This window comes from Streptomyces sp. SM11, from assembly GCF_002910905.1.
Classification (GTDB): domain Bacteria; phylum Actinomycetota; class Actinomycetes; order Streptomycetales; family Streptomycetaceae; genus Streptomyces.
In genome coordinates this window covers 2,739-22,914 of the sequence record NZ_NEUE01000188.1, presented here as the reverse complement: position 1 = coordinate 22,914, position 20,176 = coordinate 2,739, and the positions used below count along the sequence as shown (strand labels likewise).

At 71.9% G+C, this 20,176-nt stretch carries 15 protein-coding genes; 6 read left to right on the top strand and 9 right to left on the bottom strand.

Annotated elements, in window-relative coordinates:
- The 3 genes from B9S58_RS17200 to B9S58_RS17190 all read right to left on the bottom strand — a co-directional run.
- The coding region (locus B9S58_RS17200) for a MupA/Atu3671 family FMN-dependent luciferase-like monooxygenase (RefSeq protein WP_146063521.1) at positions 1 to 3,389 on the bottom strand (3,389 nt) is incomplete at its 3' end.
- Complete coding sequence (locus tag B9S58_RS17195; RefSeq protein WP_103532974.1) at positions 3,386 to 6,664, bottom strand: type I polyketide synthase; 3,279 nt, start codon at positions 6,662 to 6,664, stop codon at positions 3,386 to 3,388. The genes B9S58_RS17195 and B9S58_RS17200, both read right to left, overlap by 4 nt.
- Positions 6,609 to 7,916 (bottom strand): MFS transporter, encoded by a 1,308-nt coding sequence (locus tag B9S58_RS17190; RefSeq protein ID WP_374935687.1) that lies wholly within the window; start codon positions 7,914 to 7,916, stop codon positions 6,609 to 6,611. The genes B9S58_RS17195 and B9S58_RS17190 overlap by 56 nt, the downstream gene beginning before the upstream one ends.
- A 220-nt stretch (positions 7,917 to 8,136) precedes the next feature.
- On the opposite strand from B9S58_RS17190, the gene B9S58_RS17185 reads away from it, so the two are divergent.
- On the top strand, positions 8,137 to 9,138 hold the full coding sequence (locus tag B9S58_RS17185) for a LuxR C-terminal-related transcriptional regulator (protein ID WP_103532973.1): 1,002 nt from the start codon (positions 8,137 to 8,139) through the stop codon (positions 9,136 to 9,138).
- Positions 9,139 to 9,199: 61 nt separating this feature from the next.
- On the opposite strand, the gene B9S58_RS17180 is transcribed toward B9S58_RS17185, so the two are convergent.
- Entirely contained in the window at positions 9,200 to 10,870 is a 1,671-nt protein-coding gene (locus B9S58_RS17180; RefSeq protein ID WP_103532972.1) for a fumarate hydratase, read from the bottom strand.
- A 207-nt stretch (positions 10,871 to 11,077) separates the two neighbouring features.
- Here B9S58_RS17180 and B9S58_RS17175 point away from each other — a divergent pair, with 207 nt between their 5' ends.
- Together B9S58_RS17175 and B9S58_RS17170 are read left to right on the top strand one after the other, a co-directional pair.
- Positions 11,078 to 11,776 carry a DUF1707 domain-containing protein gene (locus tag B9S58_RS17175; protein ID WP_103532971.1) on the top strand — a complete coding sequence of 233 codons (699 nt, stop codon included), beginning with the start codon at positions 11,078 to 11,080 and terminating at the stop codon, positions 11,774 to 11,776.
- A gap of 197 nt (positions 11,777 to 11,973) precedes the next feature.
- Positions 11,974 to 12,345: a WhiB family transcriptional regulator gene (locus tag B9S58_RS17170; protein WP_096627193.1), complete on the top strand. Its 372-nt coding sequence runs from the start codon at positions 11,974 to 11,976 to the stop codon at positions 12,343 to 12,345.
- A gap of 83 nt (positions 12,346 to 12,428) precedes the next feature.
- Here the strand turns inward: B9S58_RS17170 and glpX are convergent, their stop codons facing one another.
- Positions 12,429 to 13,460, bottom strand: coding sequence for a class II fructose-bisphosphatase (glpX, locus tag B9S58_RS17165; RefSeq protein WP_103532970.1), 1,032 nt, complete (start codon positions 13,458 to 13,460; stop codon positions 12,429 to 12,431).
- A gap of 158 nt (positions 13,461 to 13,618) precedes the next feature.
- Here glpX and B9S58_RS17160 point away from each other — a divergent pair, with 158 nt between their 5' ends.
- Complete coding sequence (locus B9S58_RS17160) at positions 13,619 to 14,167, top strand: DUF4245 domain-containing protein (RefSeq protein ID WP_103532969.1); 549 nt, start codon at positions 13,619 to 13,621, stop codon at positions 14,165 to 14,167.
- A 159-nt stretch (positions 14,168 to 14,326) separates the two neighbouring features.
- Here B9S58_RS17160 and B9S58_RS17155 read toward each other — a convergent pair whose 3' ends face one another.
- The 4 genes from B9S58_RS17155 to B9S58_RS17140 all read right to left on the bottom strand — a co-directional run bounded on the left by B9S58_RS17155 (position 14,327) and on the right by B9S58_RS17140 (position 18,266).
- Positions 14,327 to 14,917, bottom strand: a complete 591-nt coding sequence (locus B9S58_RS17155) for a malonic semialdehyde reductase (protein ID WP_103532968.1) — start codon at positions 14,915 to 14,917, stop codon at positions 14,327 to 14,329.
- Between the two features lie 184 nt (positions 14,918 to 15,101).
- Positions 15,102 to 15,344: an exodeoxyribonuclease VII small subunit gene (locus B9S58_RS17150; RefSeq protein WP_103532967.1), complete on the bottom strand. Its 243-nt coding sequence runs from the start codon at positions 15,342 to 15,344 to the stop codon at positions 15,102 to 15,104.
- Positions 15,345 to 15,467: 123 nt separating this feature from the next.
- A complete protein-coding gene (gene xseA / locus B9S58_RS17145) occupies positions 15,468 to 16,685 on the bottom strand; it encodes an exodeoxyribonuclease VII large subunit (protein ID WP_103532966.1) in 1,218 nt (405 codons plus the stop codon).
- Between the two features lie 168 nt (positions 16,686 to 16,853).
- Positions 16,854 to 18,266 carry an APC family permease gene (locus tag B9S58_RS17140; protein ID WP_103532965.1) on the bottom strand — a complete coding sequence of 471 codons (1,413 nt, stop codon included), beginning with the start codon at positions 18,264 to 18,266 and terminating at the stop codon, positions 16,854 to 16,856.
- Positions 18,267 to 18,359: 93 nt separating this feature from the next.
- Here B9S58_RS17140 and B9S58_RS17135 point away from each other — a divergent pair, with 93 nt between their 5' ends.
- Positions 18,360 to 19,349, top strand: a complete 990-nt coding sequence (locus B9S58_RS17135; protein ID WP_181009345.1) for a 4-hydroxy-3-methylbut-2-enyl diphosphate reductase — start codon at positions 18,360 to 18,362, stop codon at positions 19,347 to 19,349.
- Positions 19,350 to 19,387: 38 nt separating this feature from the next.
- Positions 19,388 to 20,140 carry a polyphosphate--glucose phosphotransferase gene (ppgK, locus tag B9S58_RS17130; RefSeq protein ID WP_103532963.1) on the top strand — a complete coding sequence of 251 codons (753 nt, stop codon included), beginning with the start codon at positions 19,388 to 19,390 and terminating at the stop codon, positions 20,138 to 20,140.
- The last annotated feature ends 36 nt before the right edge of the window (positions 20,141 to 20,176 follow it).

The following is a 20,176-nucleotide window of genomic DNA, read 5'->3' as shown; positions in this document are numbered from 1 at the left end:
GTCGGCAGGACGGGCACCGGTGGCCTGTCGCCCAGCAGCTCGCGCCACCAGGCCAGGTCGGCCGCGTCGTACGCGGGCTCGGGGGCCCCGACGGTCGTTCCGGCGGGACGCTCGAAGGCGGGCGGGCGTCCGGCGCGGGCCGCCGTGTACAGCTCCCGGAGGTCGCCGGCGACCAGCGCGGCGGAGTGGGCGTCCGTGATGATGTGGTGCATGCCGAGGACCAGGACGTGATCGTCCTCGGCCAGCCGGAGCAGCCGGGGCGTGAACAGCGGGCCCCCGGCCAGGTCGTAGGCCCGGCCGCTCTCCTCGGAGAGCAGCGCCCCGATCGCCCGCTCGGCGTCCCGCCCCCCGGCGTCGGTGACCGTCAGAGGGATCCGGACCCCTTCCCGGACGACCTGGACGACACCGGCTTCCTCCTCACCCCGGAACACCGTCCGGAGCCCCGCGTGCCGCTCGACCAGCCCGTCGACCGCCGTCCGCAGAGCCGTCACGTCCAGCGGCCCGCGCAGCCGTACGGCCTGCGTCTCGTTGTACGCCGCCGGGTTCTCCATCAACTGCGCGGCCAGCCACAACCGGCGCTGCGCCGAGGTGGCGGGCGCGACGGTGTCCCGCTCCCGGGCGTCCTGCTCCCGGGCGTCCGGCTCCTGGGCGTCCGGCTCCTGGGCGTCCTGTTCTCGGGTGTCCCGCTTCCCGGTGTCCCGCTTCCCGGTGTCCCGCTCCCGCGTCCGGCGGCGCAGCACGTCCAGGCGCTCCAGCCCCGACCGCAGCCGCTCCCGGTCCATGCCGAAGTCCACCAGCGCGGCGATCTCGTCCACCCCGGCCGTGTGCAGCGCGTCGACGAACGGGGCGACGCTCTCCGGCGTACCGATCAGGGCCCGCTGGTCGCAGTAGCGGTCGTAGGCCCGGCGGAACAGGTAGTCCAGGTCCTCCTCGCTCGCCGCCGCCACGTCCTCACGCCGCTGCCCCGCCGCCGTGGCCGCCGAGCGCATCAGCAGCGAGGACCGCAGATACCGCACCATCGGCTCCAGCGCCTCGGCCCGGGCGGTGGCGTGGTCGTCGCCGAGATAGGTGTGCGCCAGCACCGTCACCCGCCCGGCCGCGGGGTCCAGCCCGCACACCGCTCGTGTACGCCGGTAGTGGGCGATGTTCGCGGCCAGCTCCTCCACGGTCTGGCTCATCAGGTTGGTGACGACACCCAGCCCGCGCCGGGCCGCTTCCTCGTACGACGCGCGCTGCCCGGAGGTGGCCAGGAAGAACGGCGGCTCCTCCTGCACCGGGCGCGGGCGGATCCGGACCTCCGCCTCCGCGCCCTCGCCCGTGCGCCGCCGCACCGCGTCCCCGCGCCACAGCCGTCGCACCTCGTCGAGGTGGTCGAAGGCGATCCGCCGCCGGTCTGCGAACCGGTCCGGGTGCAGGGCGAAGTCCCGGGCGTGCCAGCCGGTGGCGCAGCCGATGCCGACCCGGCCGCCGGAGAGGTTGTCGACCACCGACCACTCCTCGGCGACCCGCACCGGATCGTGCAGCGGGAGGACGACGGAGCCCGCGTTGATCCGGATGTGTTCGGTCTCGCGGGCCACGGCGGAGGCGAGCACGGCGGGGTTCGGGAAGATCCCGCCGAAGGAGTCGAAGTGCCGCTCGGGCAGCCAGACGGAGGAGAAGCCGTGCTCGTCGGCGAAGCGCGCGGTCTCGAAGACGGTGTCGTACGCCTCGGGCGTGCCGGTTCCGGTGCCGGTGCCGGGCTCGGTGTCCTCCGGGCAGTCGCCGAAGAAGTAGAGGCCGAAGTCAGGTGCCGGGCGCCGGACTTCGGCACGCGCCACGGCAGCCGGGCGGGCGGACCGGGGGAAGAACCCGCCGTCGCGCAGCTCCCGCAACGAGCCCTCCACCGCCTCCGCGACCTGGTTCACGTCCTCCTCCGTGTGGGCGGTGGAGAGGTAGAAGCTGCGCCACTCCCATACGTACACACCGCGCAGTTGGAGGTGGTGGTAGAGCAACTCCAGGTCCGCGCGGTGCCTGAACCGGAACATCGAACCGAAGTGGGCGAGTTCCAGCGGGAACTCCTCGTCACGGAAGAAGGCGTTGAGCCGGTCCGCGAGTGCCCGGGTGCGGGCGTTCAGTCCGCTCTGGAGGCCGGGGCCCCGCTCGGCGAGGTGGGTGAGCACCGCGCGGGCCGCCGCCATCGACAGCGGGTGCTGCATGTACGTGCCGCCGAAGAACGTGGTCTCGCGCGAGGGGCCGCCGGGCTCCCCGTACCGCCAGAACCCGCCGTCCACCCCGTCGAGCAGATCCGCCCGCCCGGCCACCGCGCCGATCGGGAAGCCGGCCCCGAGCGCCTTTCCGTACGTGGCGAGGTCCGGGACCACCCCGAAGTGGTGCTGGGCGCCCCGCGGGTGAGGTCGGAGTCCGGTCAGCATCTCGTCGAAGAGCAGCACGATGCCCCGGTGGGTGGTGAGTTCGCGCAGCGAGCGCACGAACTCCACTGGCCGCAGGCCCGGGTTGCGGCACTGCACGGGCTCGACGAGCACGGCGGCGATCGTGTCCCCGAGGGCGTCGATCGTCTCCAGAGCCTCGTCGCTCCCGTACTCCAGCACGATCAGCTCCGCCACTGCGCTGGCCGGGATGCCCCGCGACACGGGCACGGAGTGCTCACCGGGCCCGCCGGGGCGGCCGAGCACGGAGTCGATGTGCCCGTGGTACGAGCCCCGGAACATGACGACCTTGTCGCGCCCGGTCGCGGCCCGCGCCAGCCGGATCGCCGCCGAGTTCGCCTCCGTGCCGGACGAGGCGAAGGCGACCCGCTCCATGCCGGTCAGCGAGGCCAGCAGGGCGGCGGCCTCCCCGGTGTCGGGGGATCGGGGGCCGAAGCGCAGCCCGTCGGAGAGATGGCGGCGCACGGCCTCGGTGACGGGCTCCGCCTCGTGGCCGAGGAGCAGGGCGCCGAAGCCCATGGTGATGTCGGTGTACGCGTTGCCGTCCACGTCGGTGAGCCGGGAGCCGTGCGCCGAGCGGGCCGCGATCGGGTAGAGCATCTCCTTGGTGGCGTCCCGGAACCCCACGACGGCCCGGCTGTCGGCGAGCGCCGAACGGTGCTGCTGGGCCAGCTCCTTGGACGTGCGGGTCCGTTCGGTGAACCGGCGGATCAGGGAAGCGGTGTGGCCCCGTTGCGCTTCGTCGGCCCCCGCCCCGGCCATCCCACCCGCCGCGTCGACGACGAGGCGGGGGCCGTGGGCGCTCGCCCCGGCGGCGGGCTCCGACGTGGTCTCCCCGGCGCTGGGCTCCGAGCCGTCAGCCGGGACCTGGCTCCGGGCCGCCGCGAGCTGACGGGAGAGCCGGCGGGACAGCTCCGCCGCCCTGGCCACGGCGTCGGCGGACGCACGTGTCGTCGCGCTCATCGCGTGTCCGTCCCGGTGCGGGAGGTCAGCAGGGCGACGGCCTCGGAGAGCTGGGTGAGCATCGCGGCCTGAGTCTCGGCCAGTTGACGTATCTGCTCGGAGAGAGCGGCGATCTCGGCCCGGGTGGCGTACGCGGCCTCGTCGGCGACGCGCGCGGGTGTGTGGGCGGGCGACGCGGGTGTGTGGGCGGGCGTCGGCTCCACGGGTATCGCGGGAGCCTTTCGCCCGGCTATCAGCGCGGCCGCCAGCAGGGGTGTGCCCGCATCCTCCAGGATCTCCCGCATGCTGATCTCCGTGCCGAACTCGGCCTCCAGTTGCCGCACCATCCCGATGAGCTGGAGCGAGTCCGCGCCGAGGCCGACGAAGGTGCGGTCGGCGGCCACCTCGTCGGGCCGATGCCCGAGATGGCGAGCGGTCAGCTCCAGCACCCTGTCGAGTACGGCCTGTTCGGTCATGCGGTCCTCCGTGGAGCGTGGAAGCGTTGTGGGTGGTGTGAGGGGTGCCGGGGGTGTGTACGGGGCCGGGCCCCTCCAGTGGGGGCGGCGCTGGTAGGGATACGTGGGCAGCCGGACGCGCCGGCCGCCGCAGCCGTCGAGCAGCGCGGCCCAGTCCACCCCGGCCCCGGCGCAGTGCAGTGCGGCCACCGCCCGCTCCCACCGCAGCGTCGGCACGCAGACCGCGTCCGGCAGCGACCGGCGGACCAGGCCCGTCAGCACGGCGGACGGTCCCAGCTCCAGCAGCAGCGGTGGGCCGCCCTGCGGCGAACCGCACTCCGGGGCCCTGGCCAGCCGGTCCAGGACGGCGGCGAAGTCGGCCGTGCGGCGGGCCTGCGCGACCAGGTAGGCGGCGTCCGGCCGCCACCCGGCGGGGCGGACCGTGCCGTCGATGCCGTCGACGAACTCCGTGTGCAGAGGGTGCGTTTCCGCCTTTTCGGCCAGCATCCGGAACTCCTCCAGCGCCGGGTCGAGCAGTGCCGTGTGGAAAGCCCGGTCCACCGCCAGCACCTCGTACGCCTCACCCCGCGCCGCCAGCAGGGCCCGTGCCGCGTCCACGGCCTCCGGAGGGCCGCCCAGTACATGGTGGGCCGCACCGTTGACCACGGCGAGCTCCAGCCCGGGGACGGCGGCCAGCAGCTCCCGCACCCGGGTCCGGGGGACGAACGCGGAGACCATGGCGCCCGGGGCGGCCCGCTCCCGCATCAGCCGCCCGCGTCCGCACACCAGCCGCATCGCGTCCTCGGTCTCCAGCGCCCCGGCCACGCACAGCGCCGCGTACGCGCCGACGCTGTGCCCGGCGACGCGCACCGGGGTGATCCCGAGCCGCTCCCACAGCCGGGCCTGGGCGATCTGGAGGGCGAACAGGGCGGGCTGGGCGAAGGCGGTGTCCCAGCGCCCGGGGCCCCGCCCGGCGACGACGCGGTCCAGGAAGTCGTCCCGCCCGGTCTCCTCCGCGTACACCCGGGCGCAGGTCTCCAGCACCTGGGCCACCACCGGGAAGCGCGCGGCGAGTTCCGCGCCCATGCCCGGATGCCCGCCGCCCTGGCCGCTGAACAGGAAAGCCGGCTGCCTCGCGGCACCGACGACTCCGGTCGTGTACGCCTCACCGGCCGGCGCCCCGGACAGGAACGCGTCGAGTCCGGCCACCGGGTCGGCGTCCGTGACGACCAGCCGGTGCGGCAGGAGCCGCCGCCCGAGCGCGGTGGTGGTGAGCAGATCGGCGGGGGAGGGAGCGGGGGCCGGGCCGCCCGCCAGGTGGTCCCGCAGGGAGCCGGCGTACGCCCGCAGCGCGTCCCCGTCCGCGGCCGAGAGCGGCAGCAGCGTGGGCGCGGAGGTCTTCGCGGGTGCGGAGATCGTCGCGGGTGCGGGGGGCACGGGCTCCGGCGCCTGTTCCAGGATCACGTGAGCGTTCGTACCGCCCATGCCGATGGAGTGCACACCGGCCCGCCGCACCCCCGCCGACGGCCAGGACCGCTCCCGTACCGGCAGCAGGAACGGGCTGTCGGCCAACGGCAGCGCCGGGTTGGGCCGGGAGAAGTTCACCAGTGGCGGGACCACCCCGTGCCGCAGCACCTCCACGGCCTTGATCAGCCCCGCGAGCCCCGCCGCACTGTCCAGATGGCCGATGGCGGGCTTGGTCGAGCCGAGGGCGCAGAAGCCGGTCCGGTCGGTGTGCGCGCGGAACGCCTCGGTCAGGGCGGCGAACTCGATCGGGTCACCCTTCAGCGTGCCCGTGCCGTGCGCCTCCACGTAACCGATCGACGCCGCGTCGACGTCCGCCGCGCGCAGCGCCCCGAGCACCGCGTCCCGCTGCCCGGCGACCCCGGGGGCGGCGAACCCCCCCGTGCCGGAACCGCCGTTGGTGGTCTTGTCCGAGCCGTCGTTGGTGACCGCCGAGCCCAGGACCACCGCGTGCACGGTGTCGCCGTCGGCCAGCGCCTTCCGCAACGGCTTGAGGAGGACGGCGGCGGCCCCGTTCCCTCCGACCGTGCCGTCAGCGTCCGCGTCGAACGCCCGGACGGTGCCGGTGGGGGAGAGGGTGGAGCCCTTCACCGGGACCTGTCCGGTGACCTGCGGGAGGTGCAGGGCGGCGGAGCCCACCAGCATCAGGTCCGCGTCCCCGGCGCGCAGCGCCTGGCAGGCCAGATGCACCGAGACCAGGGCGCTGGAACAGGCCGTGGAGACGGTCAGGGCCGGACCCGTCAGGCCGAGCCGGAAGGCGGCCCGGGTGGCCGTGAAGTCCGGGTAGTTGCCGACCTGGACCTGCTTGGCGGTCATCCAGTCGCCCGAGCCGGCCTCCGCCGCCAGGTTCGCCGCCAGATAGCTGTGCAGTGAGTACAGGCGGTATCCGGAGCTGCCGTACACCCCGATCCGTACGGAGTCGCCGTCGCCGCCCGCATAGCCGCCTCCACCACCCGAGTAACCGCCTCCACCATCCGCGTGACGGTTCTCGGCGCCCGCGTAACCCCCGTCCTCCAGGGCGTGGAAGCAGCATTCCAGGAACAGCCGCTGCTGCGGATCGGTGAGCTCCGCCTCCCGCCCGCTCATCCCGAAGAACCCGGCGTCGAAGCCGTCCACATCCGCCAGGAGGGCGCTCGCCCCGCCGAACCCCGGCCGCTCGTACTGCGCCGCCGGGACCCCGGCCGCGGCGAACTCGGCCCGGGTGAAACGGCGTACACGGCTCGTGCCCGTCCGGATGTCGCGCCAGTACGCCTCGGGAGTGTCAGCCCCGGGAAACCTCAGCGCCGTCCCGATCACCGCGATCCGGTCGTCCCTCAACGGCTTCTTCCTTTCGCAGCCCCGTACACCCTGTACGCCCTGTACGCCTCGTGCGCTCTGTGCGCCCCGCATGCTCCGCCCGCCGCCGCAGTCCCGCCACCCTCAGCAGGAACACCACGGCGACGACGATGGCGGCGCCGTGGGACCAGCCCACCACGGCCAGTGGGGAGAACCGGTCGAGGGCCGCCGCCACCAGGATCATGCCGACGCCGAAACCGAGGTTCTCGAAAGTGGCCGAAAGGCCGAAGGCGTGACCGCGCAAGGTGGCCGGAAGTGTCTGGAGATGTGAGGTGTACGCGCCCTCGGTGAGACCGTCAGCGGCCCCCGCGATCAGCGCGATCACCGCCGTGACGGCCGGTGGAAACCCGGCGAACGCCGCGATGAACGCAGCCGACATCACCACCGTGCCGTAGCCGAAGCCGAGCGCCCCCACGGTGCGCCCGGTGCGCTGCGTGTACCGCTGGATCACCTGCTGGGCCCCGATGTTGCCGAGTGCCCACACGCACCAGAACGCACTCACGAACACCGCGGGGTTCGAGGCGTCCAGCGAGGTGGAGTAGATCGGCAGTGCCGCGTTGTGGGACGAGGAACCGAACGCGTCGACCCCGCGCAGGGCCACCATCAGGCCCAGACCGGGTGCGGCGGCGAGCACGAGGAAGGCCACGGGCCTCCACCGCCTCCTGCCCTCCCCGGCCCTCGAAGCGCCCTCCCCGGTCCTCGAAGCGTCCTTAGCGGCCCCAGGGGTGCTGCTGCCCGCCCCCTTGCCGCCCGCGATCGGCAGCAGGGCCACCGTCACCGCGCAGACCACGAACGTCGCCATGTCCAGCAGGAACGCGGCGGTGTACCCGACGAGGGAGACCACCACACCCGCCGAGGCGAACCCTGCCACCATGGCCAGCGAACGGCCGGTGATCGAAAGGGAGTTCGCCCAGGATCTGCGGTCCTCCCCGACCATCTCCGGAATCGAACTGCGCAACGCCACCATGAACAGCGTCCCGCACGCCCCGATCACCACCGAGACGGCCGTCAGCGCCCCGGTCACCAGACTCTCGGGCGCCAGGATGAGCACCAGCATCACACCGCCCTGGCCGACATTCGCCCACAGCATGATGCTTTTCGCGCTGAAACGGGCGAGCAGACCGCCCACGACGAGACCGGCGACAAATCCGGAGGCGAGCCGCACCGCCATGAACAGCCCCATGGCCAGCGCCAGGCCCGTCGTCTCGTAGACGAAGAGATTGAGCGCCACCATATTCAGGAATGTGCCGTAGGAAGACACCGCGTATCCGGCGACGAGGAATCGAAAACTGCGCTCGGAGACCGCGGTGCCCCGGTCCTTCCCGGCACCGCCGTCCGCCTCGTTCGCCTTCGGTCCGTCCGCGTCGTCGATTCCAGATGTCACCCGGACATACTCGTCGAGCCCGGGCGCCGGGCGGGGTGCTCCCGATTGCACAAAGGTAATCTGCACCCTTGTGAAGGACGATCATTCCCCCTCACCGGTATGTGATTGCCGTGAATCACCCTCGGACCGGTCGATACCGGAACAACCCTGCGAGGCGGCGCTCGCGGCCTATCGCCGTGCGCTGACGGAGGGCAGCCTCCCGGCCGCCTCGGCTCCCCGCTGCCTGCGGTCCCTGCACCTGATGGTGGCCGACCAGGAGTCGCCCGGCTACCTCATCCCCGTACCGCCGGAGACCGCCTCGTTCGCCGCCCTCGCCCCGATCGAGGAGGCGATCGTCGAGCAGCGCCGCACTCTGCGCTCCGCCCGCGCCACCCTCGCCGCTTTCGAGGGCCTCTACACCGAGATGCACCGGCAGGAACGTCCCGCCCTCACCCGGCTCTCCGGCGAGGCCGTCATCAGCAAGGCCCTGGACGCCGGGGTCAGCGGCTGCCGCGCCGAGGTCCGCACCGCACACCCTGGCGGCGGACGCCCGGCCCACGTCCTGGAGGAGTCGCTCCCGCGCGATCTGGGCAACCTGCGCCGCGGCATCCGGCAGCGCACCCTCTACCAGCACACCGTCCGCTCGGACCGCACCACGCTCGCCTACATCGAGCAGGTGACCGCCGAGGGCGCCGAGATCAGGACCCTGGCCGAGGTCATGGACCGGTTCATCGTCTTCGACCGGGATCTCGCCTTCGTCCCGTTCTCCGACGAACCGCACAACGCCCTGCGGGTCCAGCACCCGTCGCTGGTCCGCTTCCTGGTCCGGCACTTCGACGAGGCGTGGTCCCGCGCGGTGCCGGTCCGCCCCGAACGCGCGCCGCTGCGCACCCCCGTCGTCACCTCCGACCTCCAGCGCGCCATCCTCCAGGCCGTCGTCAACGGCGAGACGGACGCCGCCATCGCCCGCCGGATCGGCATGAGCCGCCGCAGCGTCGCCGAGCACATGCGCAAGGTCTCCGAGCAGCTGGGCAGCAACAGCCGGGCGCAGCTGGGGTACCTGGTCGCGACATCGGGCCTGCTGGACGGCTGAGAACGTAACGAGGAGGGCCCGTCCACGCGGACGGGCCCTCCTTCGTGCGTACGGGGCGGGGTCAGCCGAGACCGGGCCCCCGCACCGGAATGCTGGTGAACGTCGGCGCCGGGGCGGGCTCGGTGAAGAAGTCGTTGCCCTTGTCGTCGACGACGACGAACGCGGGGAAGTCCTCGACCTCGATGCGCCAGACCGCCTCCATGCCGAGCTCCTCGTACTCGACGACCTCGACCTTCTTGATGCAGTCCTGCGCGAGGCGGGCCGCCGGGCCGCCGATCGAGCCGAGGTAGAAGCCGCCGTGCGCGTCGCAGGCGTCGGTGACCTGTTTGCTGCGGTTGCCCTTGGCGAGCATCACCTTCGAGCCGCCCGCCGCCTGGAACTGCTCCACGTAGGAGTCCATCCGGCCGGCCGTCGTCGGGCCGAAGGAACCGGAGGCGTACCCCTCGGGCGTCTTCGCCGGGCCCGCGTAGTACACCGGGTGGTCCTTCAGGTACTGCGGCATCTCCTCGCCCGCGTCAAGACGTTCCTTGATCTTGGCGTGGGCGATGTCGCGGGCCACGACCAGCGGGCCGGTCAGCGAGAGCCGGGTCTTGACCGGGTACTTGGTCAGCTCGGCCAGCACCTCGTCCATCGGCCGGTTGAGGTCGATCTCCACGACGTCCCCGCCGGCCTCGTCGAGGTGCTCGTCGGTGGTGTCGGGGAGGAAGCGCGCCGGGTCCTTCTCCAACTGCTCCAGGAAGACGCCCTCGGCGGTGATCTTCGCGGTGGCCTGGCGGTCCGCCGAGCAGGACACGGCGATGGCGACGGGCAGCGAGGCCCCGTGCCGGGGCAGCCGCACCACGCGCACGTCGTGGCAGAAGTACTTGCCGCCGAACTGGGCGCCGATCCCGATCCGCTGCGTCAGCTCGAAGACCTTCTCCTCCAGCTCCTTGTCCCGGAAGCCGTGCCCGGTGGGTGAGCCCTCGGCGGGCAGCTCGTCCAGGTAGTGCGCGGAGGCGTACTTGGCGGTCTTCAGTGCGAACTCCGCCGACGTGCCGCCGACCACGATCGCCAGGTGGTACGGCGGACAGGCCGCGGTCCCCAGCGAGCGGATCTTCTCCTCCAGGAACGACATCATGGAGGCCTCGTTCAGGACGGCCTTCGTCTCCTGGTAGAGGAACGACTTGTTGGCCGAGCCGCCGCCCTTCGCCATGAAGAGGAACTTGTACGCGCCGCCGTCGGTGGCGTACAGCTCGATCTGGGCCGGGAGGTTCGAGCCGGTGTTCTTCTCGTCCCACATGGTCAGCGGGGCCATCTGCGAATAGCGCAGGTTGAGCTTGGTGTACGCGTCGTAGATCCCGTGCGACAGGGCCTGTTCGTCACCGCCCTCGGTCAGCACGTTCTGCCCGCGCTTGCCCATGACGATCGCCGTACCGGTGTCCTGGCACATCGGCAGGACGCCCGCGGCGGCGATGTTCGCGTTCTTCAGGAGGTCCAGCGCCACGAACTTGTCGTTGGAGGACGCCTCCGGGTCGTCGACGATCCGCCGCAGCTGCGCCAGGTGGGCCGGGCGCAGGTAGTGCGAGATGTCGTGCATCGCCTCGGCGGCCAGCGTACGCAGCGCCTCCGGGTCGACCTTGAGGAACGTACGCCCGTCGGCCTCGAAGGTGGAGACACCCTCGGCGGTCACCAGACGGTACGGCGTGGTGTCCTCCCCCAGGGGGAGCAGATCGGAGTACGCAAACTCTGCCATGACGGCCATTCCTCACTCGGCGACAGCGGCTGACCTCCCTCGGGCAGCGCACCCACCAGGGTAGAGCGCCGCCTGCCGGAGGATCCTGTGAGGTAAGGCTCACCTGGACGGTCCCCCGGAGGCCGGGGCCCGGGGCACACCGGTCGGGCCGGGGCACGCCGGTTGGAGGGGTAGTCGCGATCTATCGCGTTTGGGTACGCTGGGTCGGTGGACCTAGAGAAGCAGCCCCAGCAGCCTGTCGAGCCGGCCGTCCCGCCGCCCGCCGAAGTCCTGGACGCCGATGGCATCCGCGCCTCCGACGCCGACCGTGACCGGATCGCGGACATCCTGCGAGAGGCGATGGCCGAGGGCCGCCTGACGGCGGACGAGCACGCGGAGCGGATCGACCTGGTCTACCGGGCCAGGACCGTCGGCGAGCTCCAGCCGTTGGTCCGGGACCTGCCCGCCTCCGCCGGCTCCAGCGCCGCCCCGCGCCCGGACGCGCGGCAGTACGCCTACGGCCCTGAAGCTCCGGACGGTCCCGCGGAGAATCTCGTCGCGGTCTTCAGCAGCGCCACCCGCAAGGGCCGTTGGCGGGTCGGCGGCCGGACGAACGCCTTCGCGCTCTTCGGCAGCGTGGAGATCGATCTGACCGAAGCGCTTTTCGGCCAACGCTTCACCGTCATCAATGCGACGTCCATCTTCGGCAGTGTCGACGTCCGGGTGCCGGAGAACATTTCCCTGCGCGGCAACGGCACGGGCGTCTTCGGCAGCTTCGAAGTGCGGACGTTGGAATCGCCGGACCAGGAAGCGCCGGTCGTCGTGGTGAACGGCTATTCCGTGTTCGGGTCCGTGGAAGCCAGGCCGAAGCGGGGCAAGTTCGTCGCGGACCTTCAGCAGCGGCTGCGCAAACATCTCGGCCACTGAATCGGTCACTGAACCGGCCACCGAATAGGGCGGGGCGGACGGCCTCCGATAACCGGTAATCGGCCAGAATGCCGCAGGGGCGCATTGCGGTGCGTCACGCGCCGGTGCCACGCAGTGCATAGGCGTTACGCACAGCGGGTAGGGAGTGCTGCATCGTCTCTCGCTCGCGAAGCCGTAGCCGTCGTCAGGAGTAGACCGTGCTGCAACCGCCGCATCAGCCTCTGCAGGTCGCCGCCGTTCCGGCCCAGCGGACCCCCGCTCGGGAGGACGATGCGGGTCCCTGGCATTCCGAGGCGGCCTGCCGCCGTGACGAGGCGGGCCTGTTCTTCGCCCCGTCGAAGGAACCGACCGCCGCCCGGCTGGCCCGCGAGGAGGCCGCCAAGCGGGTCTGCGCCCGGTGCCCGGTCATGGTGGAGTGCCGGGAACACGCACTGATGCAGCCCGAGCCGTACGGGGTGTGGGGCGGGCTCACCGCGGCCGAGCGCCGGGTGGCGCTGGCCCGGCGACGACGGCGGGACATCGAGCTCACGGCCGCGACGACGGCCGAGCACATAGCCGCGGCGGGCTGAACGTACACGCGCATGCGGGGAGGGGGTGCGGGGAGCGGTGGTTCGCTCCCGCACCCCCTCCTCCTTCGTCCCCGGGCTACCGGCTACTTCGCGCGGTCGAAGTCGATGGCGCTGTAGGCGCGCAGCTTCGACAGCCGGTGGGTCGAGGAGATCGTCCGGATCGTGCCGGACTTCGAACGCATCACGATCGACTCGGTGGTCGCCTCCTCCGCGCGGTACCGCACACCGCGCATCAGCTCACCGTCGGTGATCCCCGTCGCCACGAAGAACACGTTGTCGCCGCTGACCAGGTCGTCGGTCGACAGCACCCGGTCCAGATCGTGACCCGCGTCCAGCGCCCGCTGCCGCTCGGCCTCGTCCTTTGGCCAGAGCTTGCCCTGGATGACGCCGCCGAGGCACTTTATGGCGCACGCCGAGATGATGCCCTCGGGCGTCCCGCCGATGCCCATCAGCAGGTCGATGCCGGTGCCCTCGCGGGCCGCCATGATCGAGCCCGCGACATCGCCGTCGGAGATGAACTTGATCCGCGCGCCGGTCTCCCGGATCTCCTTGACGATGCCCTCGTGCCGGGGGCGGTCGAGGATGACGACGGTGACGTCCTCGGGCATGGCGTTCTTCGCCCGCGCCACGCGCCGGATGTTCACCGACACGGGCGCGTTGATGTCGACGAAGTCCGCCGCCTCGGGCCCCGTGACCAGCTTGTCCATGTAGAAGACCGCGGACGGGTCGAACATCGCGCCGCGGTCGGCCGCCGCCAGCACGGCGATGGCGTTCGGCATGCCCTTGGCGTTGAGGGTGGTGCCGTCGATCGGGTCGACGGCGATGTCGACCTCGGCGCCGGTGCCGTCGCCGACCCGTTCGCCGTTGAACAGCATGGGGGCTTCGTCCTTCTCGCCCTCGCCGATGACGACGACGCCGTTCATCGAGACGGTCGAGACGAGGGTCCGCATGGCCTTCACGGCGGCGCCGTCGGCGCCGATCTTGTCGCCGCGGCCCACCCAGCGCCCGGCTGCCATGGCGGCGGCCTCGGTGACCCGGACCAACTCCAGGGCCAGGTTGCGGTCGGGGGCCTCCGGGGAGACCTCCAGTTGGGACGGCAGATGATGCTCGGACATCGGAGCGCACCTTTCTGTACGGCGACGACCGGATATGAGGGTGCTGTGACTCTATCGGTAGGTCGATAAAATGAGCAGGGCGGGTCACGCATGAGCGACCTCGGTGTCACGGCCGTGACCGGCACCCTGCGGCCGGGCGTGTTGGGCTGCGTGCCACCATGGAGCCCGTGGCAAGCAAGCGAGGCAAGCAGACAGTCCGGGACATGATCCTGTCGACCTTGGTGATCGTCGCCTGTGCGGGCGTCATCTATATCTTCATCCCGAAGGACGAGCACGCCGATCCGGTCAAGGCCGTCGACTTCACCGTGGAGCTGGCGACGGTGCGGACGGCCGCCCCCTACCCGGTGGCCGCGCCGGAGGGCCTGCCGGAGAAGTGGAAGGCCACCTCCGTCAGCTACGACGACGCCGCGGGTGACGCCTGGCACCTGGGCTTCCTCGACCCGGACCGCAGGTACGTCGCGGTCGAGCAGTCCACCGCCGCCGCGGGCACGTACGTCCCCGACGTCAGCCAGAAGGCCAAGGACACCGGGCGGACCGAGACGGTGGCGGGCCGCGAGTGGCAGTACTGGGAGGGCGCGAAGTACAACGCGCTCGTTCTGCCGGAGAAGGGACACACCACGGTGGTGACCGGCTCGGCGCCGAAGGCGAGCCTGGTCGAGATGGCCGCGGCACTGAAGATGACGCCGCCCGCGAAGCCGGCATCCTGACGCGCGGACCGCTCCGGCGGACCCGCCTGTGCGAAGGGCCCCGGAACACTTGCTGCAGCAAGCGTTCCGGGGCCCTTCGGTATGAGCGGCTGTACGGATCCGGCTGTACGGCCCGGCTCGACCGCCGGGCTCAACGCGGGCCGGGCGGCGGACCTCGGCTCAGACGGTCGTGACGACCTCGTCGAAGGAGAGGCGCGGGCTGCGCGGGAACCAGGCGTCCTCGCCCGGCTTGCCGATGTTGACGACCATCAGCGGGGCGTGGTCGTCGTCCAGGAACTCCTTCTGGACGCCCGCGGCGTCGTAGCCGGTCATCGGACCCGCGGCCAGGCCGGCGGCGCGGACGCCGATGATGAAGTAGGCGGCCTGCAGCGCGGCGTTGAGGCCGGCGGCCGACTCGCGGGCCGGGCGCTCGGAGAAGAACATGTCCTTGGCCTGCGGGAAGTGCGGGAGCAGCGCCGGGAGCTCCTCGTGGAACTCGTTGTCGGCGGCCAGGATCGCGACCAGCGGGGCCGTGGCGGTCTTCGGGCGGTTGCCCTCGGCCATGTGCTGCACCAGACGCTCGCGGCCCTCGGCGGAGCGGACCAGGACGACGCGCAGCGGCGACTGGTTGAAGGCGGTCGGACCGAACTTGACCAGGTCGTAGATCGCCTGGACCTGCTCGTCGGTCACCGGCTCGTCGGTGAAGGTGTTGGCGGTGCGGGCCTCGCGGAAGAGGAGGTCCTGGGCGGCGGAGTCGAGAACGAGGGACATCTGGTGCAAACCTTCCGAACGTACGCAGTGGGGAGAAGTCCCGAACGTACGCCAGGGATTGGTTAACTTTCAACTAAAGTCGGCCGCGAGTGATCCATTGCACAGTGTATCTGCCGTGTGCGAGGGGACCGGCCCGTGCGCCGACGGCCGCCCATGCGCCGGCGTCGGGCCGGCGGGCGCTCGCTCAGCCCTGGCCGTCCTCCTGCGGGCCGGCCAGGGCCGCGTCCAGCCGGGCGCGGGCGCCCTCCAGCCAGTGCCGGCAGGCCTTCGCCAGCTCCTCGCCGCGCTCCCACAGAGCCAGCGACTCCTCCAGCGTCGTGCCGCCCGCCTCCAGCCGGCGTACGACCTCGATCAGCTCGTCGCGCGCCTGCTCATACCCGAGCGTGCCCGTGGCGGCAGCCGCCGCCGTACCGTCGTCGTCCGTCATGTGATCCACCCTAAGTGTGAGCTGCTACGACAATGCGGGCGCTGCGCGCCCATGAGATGCGCCCGTCCGGCCGCCCGGCCCCGCGCCCCGGCCTCACCCGTCCACCCGGTACCGCTCCCGGCCTCACCCGGCCCCGTCCACCCGCACCGTGAACTCGCCCTCCGAGACCCGCGCCCGCAGCGGCTCGCCGGGCTCCCCGGCCTCGTCGGGGGAGCGCACCACGTGGCCGTCGGGCCGCTGGAGCACCGCGTATCCCCGCTCCAGGGTCGCGGCTGGCGACAGCGAGACGACCCGGGCGAGCGTGTGCGACAGCTCCGAGTCGGCCCGGTCCAGCAGATGGCCCAGCACCCGGCGGCTGCGCCCGAGGAGCGCGTCCACCTCGGCCTCGCGCTCGTCCACCAGCCGCTGGGGCCGCTCCATCGCGGGGCGGCCCAGCGCGTGGGCGAGCCCCCGCTCCTCGCGGTCCAGCAGTCCCCGTACGGTCCGCAGCGCCCGGTCCCGCAACTGCTGCACCCGCTCCAGCTCCTCGCCCACGTCGGGGACGACCTTCTTGGCCGCGTCCGTCGGCGTGGAGGCACGCAGATCGGCCACCAGGTCCAGCAGCGGCGAGTCCGGCTCGTGGCCGATCGCGGAGACCACCGGCGTACGGCAGCCGGCCACGGTCCGGATCAGCTGCTCGTCGGAGAACGGCAGCAGATCCTCGACGCTGCCGCCGCCCCGGGCCACCACGATCACGTCGACCTCCTCCAGCGCGTCCAGCTCCTCGACCGCCTGCACCACCTGGGCGACCGCGTTCACTCCCTGCACGGCGGTGTTGCGGACCTCGAAGCGCACGGCGGGCCAACGGCGGCGGGCGTTCTCCAGGACATCGCGCTCGGCGGCGGAGGCGCGCCCGCAGACCAGCCCGATGAGCTGAGGAAGGAAGGGCAGCGGCTTCTTGCGGTCCAGGGCGAACAGCCCCTCGGCGGCGAGCGACTTCTTGAGCTGCTCCAGCCGTACGAGCAACTCGCCGATCCCGACCGGCCGTATGTCCGTCGCCCGCAGCGACAGCTGCCCCCGGGGCGCGTACCACTCGGGCTTGGCCAGCACGACGACGCGCGCGCCCTCCGTCACCACATCGGCGATCCGGTCGAAGACCTGCCGGAAACAGGTCACGCTCACCGAGATGTCGTGGGACGGATCGCGCAGCGTCAGGAAGACGACACCGGCCCCCGGCCGCCGCGACAGCTGGGTGATCTGCCCCTCCACCCAGATGGCGCCGAGCCGGTCGATCCACCCGCCGATGAGCCGGGACACCTCACCGACGGGCAGCGGCGCTTCCGCGGACGTGTTGAGAGCCATACGGGCGAGCGTATCGGCAGCCACCGACAGGACCCCGCCCCACGCGGAGGACCGTACCGGACCGGGGCCCGAGTGGAGGACCGCACAGGACTCCGTCCCGCGTGGAGGACCGCACAGGACAGGGGCCCCGCGCGGAGCGTGGCCGCAGGACCACGGGCCCCGGGGGACTCACCCCTTCACACCACCCCGGCGGCCCGTCCCCTGCACCGCCAGCACCACAAGCCCCACCCCGAGCCAGCAGACGCCCACCACCTGGGAGGACGTCGTCGCCTCCACGATGACCGCGACCAGCACTCCCGCGCCGACCACCGGGACGAGGACATGCCGCCACCACACCGGAGGGCCTGCCATCCGGCGTGCGGCGAACCAGCCGACCACCGACGCGTGCAGCAGGATGAACGCCGTCAGGGCCCCGATGTCCACCACGGAGACCAGATGGTCCAGGCCGTCGTCGCGCCGGGCCGCCCACACCGCGGCCACCAGCGTCACGATCGCCGCGCACAGGATCGCCACCCGCGGTACCCCCGACTTCGGGTCGACCTTCGCGAGGAACGGCGGCAGGCGCCGCTCCCGGGCCATCGCGAAGACGAGGCGCCCGGCGGCGGCCTGCCCCGCCAGCGCGGCGAACGCGGCGCCGATCGCCTTGCTGACCGCCACCAGATCGTGCAGCCAGGTCCCCACCGAGGCGTCCACCGCGTCGTAGAACGCCGACCCCTGTGCCGCGGGGTCGGCCGCCAGCTCCGCCGAGCTCACCGGCTCCAGCAGCGCCGCCAGGTACGACTGCGCGACGAACAGCACACCGGCCAGCACCAGGCAGAACAGCACCGCCCGCGCCACCTTCTGCGAGCCGCCCGTCACCTCCTCGGCGAACGAGGCGATGGCATCGAAGCCCAGATAGGAGAGCACGGCGATCGACACGGCCCCCAGCACCGCCGTCATGGAGAACCCGGTGTCCCCCGTCAGCGGCGTCAGCCAACCGCGCTGCGCCCCGTCCCGTACGAGGACGACCACGGCCGAGACCACGAAGACCAGCAGGACCACGATCTCCATGGCCAGCACCGCGAAACCGACCCGGGCGGCCGCCCGTACGCCCCACAGGTTGAGCAGGGTGGTCACGAGTACCGCGATCGCGGTCCACACCCACCGCGAGACCTCCGGGACCAGCGCGTTCATCGCGATCCCGGAGAAGAGATAGGCGACGGCCGGGATCAGGAGGTAGTCGAGCATGGCCATCCACCCGGCGATGAACCCCGGCCCTTCCCCGAGCCCCTTGCGGGCATACGTGAAGACCGAACCGGCGAAGGGGGCGACCCGCACCATCTGGGCGTAACTGAAGGCGGTGAACGCCATGACGACGGTGGCGACGACATAGACGAGCGCGACCGCGCCGTCGGACTTCGCGTCGAGCGTGCCGAACACGCCGACGGGTGCCATCGGAGCGATGAAGAGCAGCCCGTAGACGACCAGATCCCGGAAGCCCAGCGTCCGCCGCAGCCTGCCCTGCTCCGCACTGCTGCCCGAACCACTGCCCGGACCACTGCCCGGACCACTGCCCGGACCGCTCTCCGGAACCGACGTCATCGCCCCTCCATCACCATCCGTCATTCATCGCACGCGCACCGCGACCAGTCTCCCGACCCGGCCGTCCTCGCGCCTGTTCGGCACGGCCTTACGATGGGACGCATGACTGCTACTCCTGCCCGCCGTGTCCTGCTCGCCGCACCCCGTGGCTACTGCGCGGGCGTGGACCGTGCCGTGATCGCCGTCGAGAAGGCCCTGGAGCAGTACGGGGCCCCGATCTACGTCCGCCACGAGATCGTGCACAACAAGTACGTCGTGCAGACCCTGGAGAAGAAGGGCGCGATCTTCGTGGACGTCACCGCGGAGGTGCCCGAGGGTTCCATCGTGATGTTCTCCGCGCACGGGGTCGCGCCCACCGTCCACGCGGAGGCCGCCGAGCGCAGGCTCGCCACCATCGACGCGACCTGCCCGCTGGTCACCAAGGTCCACAAGGAAGCCGTCCGGTACGCCAAGGAGGACTACGACATCCTCCTGATCGGCCATGAGGGTCACGAGGAGGTCATCGGCACCTCCGGCGAGGCCCCCGACCACATCACCCTGGTCGACGGCCCCGAGGACGTCGCGAACGTCGAGGTCCGCGACGAGTCGAAGGTCGTCTGGCTCTCCCAGACCACCCTGTCCGTCGACGAGACGATGGAAACGGTCGACGCCATCAAGGCGAAGTTCCCCAACCTCCTCTCGCCGCCCAGCGACGACATCTGCTACGCCACGCAGAACCGCCAGATCGCGGTGAAGAAGCTCGCCGAGGACGCCGAACTGGTCATCGTGGTCGGCTCCAAGAACTCCTCGAACTCCATCCGCATGGTCGAGGTCGCCCTGGACGCCGGAGCCCCCGCCGCCCACCTGGTCGACTTCGCCGACGAGATCGACGAGGCATGGCTGGAGGGCGTGACCACGGTCGGCCTGACCTCCGGGGCCTCCGTCCCCGACGTCCTGGTCGACGGGGTCCTGGAGTGGCTCGGAAAGCGCGGTTACGCGGACGTGGAGACGGTGAAGACGGCCGACGAGTCGATCACCTTCTCCCTCCCCAAGGAACTGCGCCGCGACCTGCGCGCCGAGGCCGCCGCCCTTTCCGCCGAGTAGCCGCGCAAGGGGCCCGGCCTGCCCGTACCGTGGGTTCCATGGAGATCTTCGGTGTGGACATCGGCGGGTCCGGGATCAAGGGTGCTCCCGTGGACCTGGACCTCGGAGACCTGGCGCGGGAGCGCCACAAAGTATTGACACCGCACCCGGCCACGCCCAAGGGCGTGGCCGATTGCGTGGCCGAGGTCGTCAGCCACTTCGACTGGTCGGGCCCCATCGGCATCACGTTCCCGGGGGTCGTCACGGACGGGATCACCCGTACCGCGGCCAACGTCGACAAGGGCTGGGTCGACACGGACGCCCGCACCCTGCTGGGCGAGCGGATCGGCCGGCCCGTCACCATCCTGAACGACGCGGACGCGGCCGGGGTCGCCGAGATGACCTTCGGCGCGGGCAAGGGCCGCACGGGCACGGTCATCCTGCTGACGTTCGGCACGGGCATCGGCAGCGCGGTCTTCACCGACGGCCGGCTCGTCCCCAACACCGAGCTGGGCCACCTGGAGCTGCACGGCCACGAGGCTGAGAAGCACGCCTCCACGAAGGCCAAGGAGGACGAGGACCTCAGCTGGCAGCACTGGGCGCACCGGGTCCAGAAGTACCTGCTGCACGTGGAGATGCTGTTCTCGCCCGAGCTGTTCATCATCGGCGGCGGTGTGAGCCGCAAGGCGGAGAAGTTCCTGCCGCTGATCGAGAAGGTCCGGGCCGAGATGGTCCCCGCACAGCTCCAGAACAACGCGGGCATCGTGGGAGCGGCGATGGCGGCGGCGGGCACGGGGCAGGGCAAGGGCTGAACGGGGGAGCAGCACGGGGCCACCGGACGGGGCAGG